Source organism: Pontimicrobium sp. MEBiC01747 (genome assembly GCF_053601635.1).
The window spans coordinates 1-10,050 of record NZ_JBSHNS010000374.1 but is presented as its reverse complement, the minus strand read 5'-3'; the positions used below and the strand labels follow the sequence as shown (position 1 = coordinate 10,050).

12 protein-coding genes are annotated in these 10,050 nt (G+C 30.8%); 4 read left to right on the top strand and 8 right to left on the bottom strand.

All coding sequences use genetic code 11. The features are described 5' to 3' along the window. The 3 genes from ACVC2P_RS12110 to ACVC2P_RS12100 all read right to left on the bottom strand — a co-directional run. A partial coding sequence (locus tag ACVC2P_RS12110) for a serine hydrolase domain-containing protein (protein WP_452598731.1) occupies positions 1–267 on the bottom strand: 267 nt, incomplete at its 3' end. Between the two features lie 154 nt (positions 268–421). Then, on the bottom strand, positions 422–1,654 hold the full coding sequence (locus tag ACVC2P_RS12105; protein WP_452598730.1) for a glycosyltransferase: 1,233 nt from the start codon (positions 1,652–1,654) through the stop codon (positions 422–424). 164 nt (positions 1,655–1,818) lie between these two features. Further along, on the bottom strand, positions 1,819–2,295 hold the full coding sequence (locus ACVC2P_RS12100) for a heme-binding domain-containing protein (protein WP_452598729.1): 477 nt from the start codon (positions 2,293–2,295) through the stop codon (positions 1,819–1,821). A gap of 36 nt (positions 2,296–2,331) precedes the next feature. Here ACVC2P_RS12100 and ACVC2P_RS12095 point away from each other — a divergent pair, with 36 nt between their 5' ends. Both ACVC2P_RS12095 and purB read left to right on the top strand, forming a co-directional pair. Next, on the top strand, positions 2,332–2,895 hold the full coding sequence (locus ACVC2P_RS12095; protein ID WP_452598728.1) for an adenylosuccinate lyase: 564 nt from the start codon (positions 2,332–2,334) through the stop codon (positions 2,893–2,895). A 166-nt stretch (positions 2,896–3,061) separates the two neighbouring features. Then, entirely contained in the window at positions 3,062–4,405 is a 1,344-nt protein-coding gene (gene purB, locus ACVC2P_RS12090) for an adenylosuccinate lyase (RefSeq protein ID WP_452598727.1), read from the top strand. 147 nt (positions 4,406–4,552) lie between these two features. Here the strand turns inward: purB and ACVC2P_RS12085 are convergent, their stop codons facing one another. From ACVC2P_RS12085 to ACVC2P_RS12070, 4 genes are read right to left on the bottom strand one after another with little or no spacing between them, the layout of a single operon-like run. Further along, entirely contained in the window at positions 4,553–5,098 is a 546-nt protein-coding gene (locus ACVC2P_RS12085) for a DUF4252 domain-containing protein (protein WP_452598726.1), read from the bottom strand. A gap of 24 nt (positions 5,099–5,122) precedes the next feature. Then, the gene (locus ACVC2P_RS12080) at positions 5,123–5,722 is read right to left on the bottom strand and encodes a DUF4252 domain-containing protein (protein ID WP_452598725.1); all 600 of its coding nucleotides are present in this window, start codon (positions 5,720–5,722) and stop codon (positions 5,123–5,125) included. Positions 5,723–5,756: 34 nt separating this feature from the next. Continuing rightward, positions 5,757–6,230, bottom strand: a complete 474-nt coding sequence (locus tag ACVC2P_RS12075; RefSeq protein WP_452598724.1) for a hypothetical protein — start codon at positions 6,228–6,230, stop codon at positions 5,757–5,759. Beyond that, entirely contained in the window at positions 6,217–6,726 is a 510-nt protein-coding gene (locus ACVC2P_RS12070) for an RNA polymerase sigma factor (RefSeq protein ID WP_452598723.1), read from the bottom strand. The genes ACVC2P_RS12075 and ACVC2P_RS12070 overlap by 14 nt, the downstream gene beginning before the upstream one ends. Before the next feature lie 133 nt (positions 6,727–6,859). Between ACVC2P_RS12070 and ACVC2P_RS12065 the strand changes: the two genes are divergently transcribed. Both ACVC2P_RS12065 and ACVC2P_RS12060 read left to right on the top strand, forming a co-directional pair. Further along, on the top strand, positions 6,860–8,263 hold the full coding sequence (locus ACVC2P_RS12065) for a S41 family peptidase (RefSeq protein WP_452598722.1): 1,404 nt from the start codon (positions 6,860–6,862) through the stop codon (positions 8,261–8,263). Position 8,264: 1 nt separating this feature from the next. After that, positions 8,265–8,957 carry a Dph6-related ATP pyrophosphatase gene (locus tag ACVC2P_RS12060; RefSeq protein WP_452598721.1) on the top strand — a complete coding sequence of 231 codons (693 nt, stop codon included), beginning with the start codon at positions 8,265–8,267 and terminating at the stop codon, positions 8,955–8,957. 53 nt (positions 8,958–9,010) lie between these two features. On the opposite strand, the gene ACVC2P_RS12055 is transcribed toward ACVC2P_RS12060, so the two are convergent. Further along, a partial coding sequence (locus ACVC2P_RS12055; RefSeq protein ID WP_452598720.1) for a YncE family protein occupies positions 9,011–10,050 on the bottom strand: 1,040 nt, incomplete at its 5' end.

Below are 10,050 nucleotides of genomic sequence, written 5' to 3'. Positions count from 1 at the left end.
CAAAGCCGCTGTTGTAAATGCTTTACTGTTTGATGCTATTGCAAATTGGGTATGTTCATTTACTGGGCTTTTAGTTTCTATAGATTTTACACCGTATCCCTTGTTATGAATTATTTTTCCATCTTTTACAACTGCAACCGCTGTGCCTGCCACATTAAATTTACTCATAGCATAATTTACTAACGAATCTATTTGTTTAGAATTCATTTGTGCATTAACACTACCACATAGTAAAATTGCTATTAATAATTTACAAAAGCTTTTCATGATATTATGTTTTTAATTTTGATTGATAAAAAAAGGATACATGTTAGATTATTATATAAAAATATAATATCTATATCTATTTTTAATAAAAAAGTAAAAAAAGCTTAGCTATTTAAGATGTTATAACTGGAGTAAAATCGTTTTAATATTAATTTTATTTATTCTTCTCCTCTATCCACTTACTCATATACTTGGTGCTTTGTAATGTATGGTGCATTAACATTGTACCTGTAAAGTTACTTTTACGATGTGCTTCAAGTCCGTTTTGTAGTAGTTCTAAACGATGTAAAAAATCGGCAGTAAATAATAATTTATCAAAACGAATATTAATAACTTTTACTCCGTTTTTCTGTTTTCCTGCCCAGAAAATTTTATTTGTATATAATTCTATTGCTTTAATAGTAAATTCTTTAGGGTCATCTTCAACAAAACCGTTAGGCTCTAAGTCACCATACATGCCTTCTGCTCCAATACTAGTGGTTACACAAGGTGTTCCATTTAGCATGGCATCTATTATTTTTCCCTTTAAACCAGCTCCATAACGAAGCGGAACGAGACAAACTCTATAATGTTGCATTACTTCATTAATATCATCTACAAAACCTTTAATTAAAAAACCATCTTCTTCGCTATGTAATTGCTTTGCTTTTTGAGACTCGTAAGCTCCATATATATGAATTTCAACTTTAGGTAGTTTTTTACGTATAAATGGCCAAATGTTTTCTTTTAAATGTATTAATCCATCTACATTAGGTTCATGTAGAAAGTTTCCTACTGTTATAAAATGTTCTCGTTTTTTATAATTAGGTAGCTCCTTTTGAGATTTTAAAGAAATAGAATCTAGTAAAAATGGTAGGTATTGTAATAAATGCTCATCTACTTTAAATTGATGTTTCAATATTTCAATCTCTACTTGAGAAATCATAATGGTTAAATCACATCTATATATACTTGCAATTTCACGTTTAGCGACATCATTATATAAATGGTCTATATCAAATACTGTATTATCTTTTAGTGCTTGTTGTCTTCCTTTTCGTAAACAATGCAAATCTTCTGTATCCAGTATCCTTAATGCATGTGGACATTGTTCTACAACACGCCAACCAAATTGTTCTTCAATCATAAAACGATCAAACAAAACAATGTCTGGATCTAATCGCTTAATAAAAATATCGAAACTTGAATCGTTTAAAACAATGGCTTTAGTCGTTACGCCTATACTTTCTAGATCGAAAGCATTTTTACTTTTGGCACAAGATGTTGCAAATGTAATATCGTAATCTTTAGATTGAAACATCTCTATAAGATGCATCATTCTACTGCCCGCAGCAGAACTCTTGGGTTCGGGCCAAACAAAACCAATGATTAATAACTGTTTTTTCAAATTGTAATAGCGAATAGATTAATTTACACATTTAACTCCCTCGAGACAAATATAAAATACTATTCTTAAAACTCCCAATAATAACCTATAGTTTTACTAGACTTAACTAATTAAACACCTAAAAAACAATCAATTATATGCTTTTTACTTAATTACAAGGGTAATTATTGAGGTCTTGGCATGGCTATTTGGTATTTTAAACGAACTTCTTTAGCCCATTTTACTACAGCTTCAATTTGTTCATCACTTAAATTGGCTTCACTATGCGTCCAAGTATAAGATGGTAATGGCATCTCCTTTTTTTCCACCATTTCTATAAGCTCTTCAAATTTATGGTCTTTTCGTTTTATAGAATTTCCGTTCCACTTAGAAACATTAAAATGCTTTGTGCCATGTTCTATATGGTCTGCTAACCAATAATTAACTGGAGTTATATTATTATACCATGGGTATCTAGTAACATTACTATGGCAATCGAAACAACTTTCCTGTAAAATAACTTTAACGTCTTCTGGCGGGTTTGTCTCTTCTAAAAAGGCATCCATAGAAGCTATATCGCCTTCGTTTTTTTCTGGTCCAAAAAATTGAGCAACAATAAATATTGCTAATAAAACAATAAGTATTTTTTTAAGTCCTTTCATTATTTATTAGTTTTAGGCTTTAAAAATACAAAACGATTGACTAAAGAGGACTTATATCAAGAATTAAATTATGTGAATCACTCACGCGAAAAACGTCTGTACTATGCCAATTTAGTTATAGACAATCCTAATTTAGTTCCTATTCTATTAGACATTTTATTTATGGTAGATGATAAAATTTCTCCTAGAGCCGGATGGGTTTTTGAGTTTATGTGTGGAGAGAACCTAGAAGCTGTTATCCCCTATTTAGATATGTTTACCAAAAACATAGGTAAAGTACATTTAGATTCTGCCGTACGCCCAGTTGCTAAAGTTTGTGAATATTTAATAACTGCATACTACTCTAAAACAGAAAACAAAATACAATCTGCCTTATCGCCTATTCATCATGAGAGAATTATTGAAGCTTGTTTCGACTGGATGATTAATGATGAAAAAATAGCACCTAAAGCTTACGCTATGAATACATTATATTTATTAGGTAGGGATTACGATTGGGTACATCCAGAATTGGTTATGATTTTAGAGCGCGATTACCAAATGCAAAGTTCTGGGTTTAAAGCCAGAGCTAGACGTATTTTAAAGCAACTAAAAAAATAACCAACTTATTATAAATAACACTTTAGTCTCTAAATATTCTTACTGCTTTTTTATTAATAAATATTTAAACCTAGAGCGACTTTTAAAAATCATAATTTGTAATTCGTAATTCGGCATACAAAAACCTATCTTTGCAGCTTTCAAAAAAACAACAACACAACACACTATGTCAGTATCAACATTAAATGCTATTTCACCAATAGATGGTCGTTATAGAAATAAGGTCGATGTTTTAACCAATTACTTTTCTGAAGAAGCTCTTATAAAATACAGAGTTTTAGTAGAAATAGAATATTTTATCGCGCTTTGCGAACAGCCTTTACCTCAACTGTCTTCAATAGACGCTTCTATTTTTGAAGATTTACGTGCTATATACAAAACGTTTTCTTCGGAAGATGCGCAAGCGATAAAAGATATTGAAAAAGTAACAAATCATGATGTAAAAGCCGTTGAATACTTCATTAAAGAAAAATTTGATGCCTTGAACCTAAGTGATTATAAAGAGTTTATTCATTTTGGTTTAACTTCTCAAGACATAAATAACACCGCTGTACCTTTAAGTATTAAAGAGGCTATGAACGATGTTTATGTTCCTGAATATTTTGCAGTTTTAGAACGTTTAAAAACGTTAGCTAAAGAATGGGCAGATATCCCAATGTTAGCAAGAACACATGGACAACCAGCCTCTCCTACACGATTAGGAAAAGAAATTGAAGTATTCGTTGTTAGATTAGAAGAACAATTCAACTTATTAAACGATATCCCTAGTGCTGCTAAATTTGGTGGTGCTACTGGTAATTACAATGCGCACAAAGTAGCTTACCCAGCCATAGACTGGAAAACTTTTGGTAGTACATTTGTACAAGAAAAATTAGGGTTATACCACTCCTTCCCTACTACACAAATTGAACATTATGACCACATGGCTGCATTGTTCGATTGTTTAAAGCGCATTAACACAATTATTATAGATTTAAATCGCGATATTTGGACTTATGTTTCTATGGATTACTTCAAGCAAAAAATTAAAGCTGGAGAAGTAGGAAGTAGTGCAATGCCACATAAAGTAAACCCTATAGACTTTGAAAATAGTGAAGGGAATTTAGGTATAGCAAATGCTATTTTCGAACATTTATCGGCAAAACTTCCTATATCTCGTTTACAACGTGATCTTACAGATAGTACTGTATTACGTAATGTTGGTGTACCGTTTGGACATACTTTAATAGGCTTTAAATCTACTTTAAAAGGTTTAGGCAAGTTATTATTAAATGAAACTAAATTTGCACAAGATTTAGAAAATAATTGGGCCGTAGTTGCAGAAGCTATTCAAACGATTTTACGTCGTGAGGCTTACCCAAACCCTTATGAGGCTTTAAAAGGATTAACTCGTACTAACGAAGCTATTACAGAAACGTCTATAGCTAATTTTATAGATACTCTAGAGGTTAACGATACTATTAAAACTGAGTTAAAAGCCATAACTCCTAGTAATTATACAGGAATATAAATATAGCACACTTAAAGACACTCTAACTTTTATTATAAGAGGGTTAGAGTTTTATAAAAACAAAAAAGGATTGCGCCAACAATCCTTTTTTTTATGAACTTTTTTTAAGCTCTTTAACATATAAACTATAAAAATCTTTTCTCTTAATTAAGATTTAAAGAAATCCATAATTCCGTTGAGTTGACTATCGTCAACATCTGCATTTTGCAGTTTACTAATTAATGCAACCATTTTTTCAGGATTCATTTCGTCTCCTAAAACTCTAAGCAAGCCAAAACCAAAATCGCTTGAGCTGGCTAATACCAAAATTTCATCAACCGTTTTATCGTCTCCTATAGCACTTACTCTAAATTTAGTTTTACCAGAACTAAACTCCATAAGTTCGCTATGCTTCTCATTCTTAAACACTTTTTTAACCTTAGCCAATTCTGCTTTATAGGCTTCTAAATCATCTTTTTTAGAACGATATAATAAAAAGTTTAGCTTCTTTAAAGAGTTAAGTGTTTCTTTCTGTTCGGCTGTTAAATCTGCTTTAGAAAAGTCTACAATATTTGCAGAAATATCTACAGCTTTATAATCTGGTAAGTCTTGATGTTCTACAATATAAGTTTGTATAGACGCTTCGTTTTTACAGCTTAACAGCATAATAGCCGATAAAATAGTTATAACAGTAATTTTGATTAGTTGTTGCATAATTGATGAGTTGTTATTGGTTTATTATTTTTTATCTTTCTTCTCTAATTCTTTACCTCCTGGTAAATTCATCTTGCTTGTTAATCTCGAGATTTGATTTAAATCGATGTCTCCTGTAAAAGAAATAACAACAGTTTCTATACTTCTTTTTTTGCCATTAATATTAATGTTAGCATCTTTCATTTTTTCATCTAATCCGTTTACATACATTAAAAGTTCTTTAACGTGGTCTGCATCTTTACCTTCTTTTACGTAAAATTTAACTATAGTACCATCGTCTTTTACTTCCATTAATTCTTCTAAACTATTAGAACGAGATTTAACCCAACCTGCGATATCTGCTGCAATTGCTTTATTATCTGTTGCCATAGTTTTAAAGCTAGTAATACTGTTTACCATTTCTAAAAACTCTTTAGCATCTTTATCGTCTGTATCGATATCTATTTTAGCTAGCATTTGAAACATTTTTGGCTTTATAGATACATAAGTTACATCTTCGTTATCGCTGTATTTATCAAAAATATTTTTCTGCGCCATTGCTGTTAATGGCATTAATAGTATAGCTAATGCAAATAATACTACGGTCTTTTTCATTGTATTGAATGTTATATTTATTGTTTTCATAATTGTTGTTTTTTTAAGGTTTTAATCTTTCTTTTTAGTTGTTTTTAAAAATCCTATCCATAGGATTATTCATTTCATCTAGATAAGTGACTTGTTTAGTCGCTTGCCCTAAAGTCTCTAAGTAATTAACTTTTGATGTTCCTTTGTTAAACTGTTGCGAAACTAAATTTAAAGATTTAGTAATCTCTTCATAAGCTTGTTCAGGATTATCATAAGTACCTAACTCATCCTCTACAGGGCGATTAAAATAGAATCCTGCCATAAGAACCGTAACTGCTGCAACCGATATCCACTTGTAATTTATTACGCGTTTAGTTTTTAGTGATACGTGTTTAGTATACTGTTCTTGTTGGTTTACCAAAAAATAGCAAAAAATAGGTTTATACATTTCTAAATGTGGCGCTACAGTTTCTTGCGAAAAATAGTCTTTTAACTGCTGCTCTTCTTTTAGTGATGTCTCACCGTTTTCGTACTTTTCTAGTAGTTGTTCTATATTATTTAACACCATAGTTATGTGTTTTTGTTAATTTTTCTCTTATTGTTTTTCTTGCTCTAGATAGCGTTACACGTATTGCCGTTTCGTTCATATCTAGCATTTTAGCAATTTCTTTAAATTCGTATTGCTCTATATCTCTTAACTGTATTACCAGTTTTTGTTGTTCTGGTAAGTCTTCCATAATGCGATCTACCCAATTTAAACTATCATTTAATTCTACTTGCTTTTGTAAAGCGACATTATGGTCTTGATAATTACTATGTACAATTTTTAAATTTTGTGATTGTTTAGATTTTAATTTATCGAAACAAAAATTCTTTGTCATAGTCATTGAAAATGCTTCAATGTTTTTATATTCTGATATTTTCTTTTTATTATTCCATAATTTTATTAAAACCTCTTGTGTAGCATCTTCCGCTTCTTCGGTCGAAACTAAAAGACGTTTCGCTAATCGAAAGACTTTGTCTTTAAAAGGGGTTACAATATTTAAAAATTCCTTTTGTGTCATTTTTTGGTTGTGGTTATAAAAGCTTTTTTATCGCTCTATGTTATTACGACGAACGACTTTTAATTTTGTTACAAAAAATTTTTAATCTCAATTAAAGTACCTATTTTTAAACTGAAAAAGAAATAGATACGTTATGAAAAAAACTTCAAAAATTGCTTTACTCCTTCTTGTTATTTTATCTATTACAAGTTGTTTTGAAGATAGAGACGATAACCCTATAAGTACTACAGATATTAATGATTTTGTATATAGAGCTATGCACGATTTTTATGTCTATAGAGATGAAGTCCCTAATTTAATAACTAACAAAGCTTTAAGCTCAGATTATAATAGTTATTTAAATGGGTTTCAACCAGAAACTTTATTTGAAAGTTTAATATACAATAGAGCTACTGTTGATAGATTTAGTTGGATTACTAACGATTATTTGGCTTTAGAGCAGCAATTAGCTGGTGTAAGTTCTACCAATGGTATGCAGTTTGGTCTAAGACGCTATAATAGTACTAGTGATAATGTTTATGGTTATGTACGCTACATTTTACCTAATACAAGTGCCGAAAACGAAAACCTACAACGTGGCAATTTATTCTATGCGGTAAATGGGACTCAACTAACAGTTAATAACTGGAGAAGTTTATTAGGCCAGGATAGCTACACTTTAAATTTAGCGACATATAATGATAATGGTACAACTGCAACAGATGATGATACTGTAGAAAATACTACAGAAACAGTATCACTTACCAAAGTGGCATATACAGAAAATCCCGTTTTTAAAACCGAAATTTTAACCGTAGAAAGTCAAAATGTAGGTTATTTAATGTATAATGGGTTTACCGCTAATTTTAACGATCAATTAAATGCTGCATTTGCTACTTTTCAAGCAAATAATGTACAACATTTAGTTTTAGATTTACGCTATAACCCTGGAGGCTCTGTAAATTCTGCTAGCCTTTTAGGTAGTATGGTTACTGGTCAATTTGGAAATCAAGTATTTTCTAAACTAGTGTATAACAATTTACAACAATCTAATAACACCAATTTTAATTTCTCTACAGACGTAAACAGTTTAAATTTAGAGACAGTGTATGTATTAGCAACTCCAGGAACAGCCTCTGCAAGTGAAATGATTATTAACAGTTTAGATGCCTATATTAATGTTATACATATAGGAACAAATACAACAGGAAAATCTCAAGCCTCAATTACACTATACGATTCTCCTAATTTTAGTAGAACTGGAGCAAACCCAAACCACACCTATGCCTTGCAACCTTTAGTCGCTTTATCTGTAAATAAAGATAATGATGATGTTCCTGCAGATGGTTTAATACCAGATATTCCATTTACAGAAAGCATTGGTAATCTTGGTGTGTTAGGAAACGAAAACGAACCATTTTTAGCTGTTGCACTAATGCATATTGCAGATAATAATAGAATACAGCTAAACACTACTAATGAGATAATAAAAGAAGTTGGTGATAATAACGATTTAATGCCTCTTCCTAAAGCTATGTATATAGATAGTAAACAATAGTATGCACAAAACTTATTTTAATTGGAGTACGGGTAAAGATTCGTCTTTAGCACTGTACTATCTTTTACAAGATACTAATTATAGTATAGATACATTAGTTACAACAGTAAACTCGCATTATAATAGAGTTTCTATGCATGGTTTACATACTGCATTACTACAAAAGCAAGCTAAAGCTATTGGTATTCCATTACAAACCATAGAACTTCCAGAACAACCAACTATGGAAGATTATGAAACTATTATGCGTAATGCTTTAAATGGTTTAAAGGCAAAACGCTATACACATTGTGTATTTGGAGATATTTTTTTAGAAGATTTAAAGGCTTATAGAGAGCAACATTTAAGTAAACAAAATATTAAAGCCTTATTCCCGCTTTGGAAAACAAATACAACTGATCTTATTAACACCTTTTTAAATTTAGGGTTTAAGGCAGTTATTGTTTGTGCCAGCGCAAAGTACTTTAATGAAGATTTTGTAGGCAAACTATTAACTAAGGAACTTATTGAAAACTTACCTGAAGGTGTAGATCCATGTGGTGAAAATGGAGAATTTCATACGTTTTGTTACGATGGTCCCATTTTTAAACACCCAGTTCCCTTCTCTATTGGAGAAAAAATATATAGAGAATACAATACTCCTAACGCTAATAGTAAAACGGGATTTTGGTTTTGCGATTTACAAGAGGTATAAAAAAAGGCTTTCAATTTAAATTGAAAGCCTTTTTATTTTTAAAATTAGGGGTACTAATTAAAATAAACTTCGCCTGCAAAAGGCCCTAGGTTAAACGAGTTAGTCTCTGTATTTGTTGTTAAATCGTACACTTTTAAGAAACTCTCAGATGCAGAGAAAGAATTATTATCTAACCCAAATAATTGGTTTCCTCGTACACTAAAATCGTAAAAATTTACACCTGAAAATTCAGGAGTAGTTGGTAAAGTTGTAGATGTTGTTGTCATTTTATATAGCCCACCATTTAAATAATAGTATAAATTATTATTCGCAAAATACAAATGCTTTGGATGTGTTGCTACTGGGAAATCTATAGTAGTTACCGTATTATTTATTACATTAATTTTTGCTAATTTCCCAGCAGTTTCATCACCTGTCCAACTTGGTTTTCCTTCACATAAAACCCAAACATTACCAACATTATCAACTTGTAATGTATTTGGTACATCGCCAACAGTAATGGTAGACGACACTTCGTTAGATGCTGTATTAATAACAGATACTATATTATTTTGGCTAAACCCACCTTTGTGCGCAACATAAATTTTATTTCCTACTACTACTAATTCTTCTGGTCCTTCTGCTACAGGAATAGGAGCTTCAAAACTATTAGTTGTTAAGTTTAAAACAGCTACATAATCATCAGTTGCATTACCTCCATCTCCCCAGTTAGTAATATATCCTTTTCCATTAACAATTGCCATGTAACGCGGATTAGAAAGCCCTGTATCTATAGTAGAGATACTTTCAAAAGTATAACGATCTACAATTTCAATTTCATTAGAACCATTAACAATAATATATCCTAAATTACCAATAAAACTCATACTTTGTACTAAGTTCCCTAATGTTCTATTATTAACATTATTAAATATTGTATTTTCAACTGTATTTAAATCGTTAGATACATAGGTAACCGCTCCATTTCCATTAGAAAAATTACCCTCTTCAGTAATTATAATCCCATTTTCATAATCTCCTCTAGCTACAACTGTTGTTGTATCATCACTAGTACAAGCTGTAAAGACAAAACCTATTGCTAAAGCTATTAGCG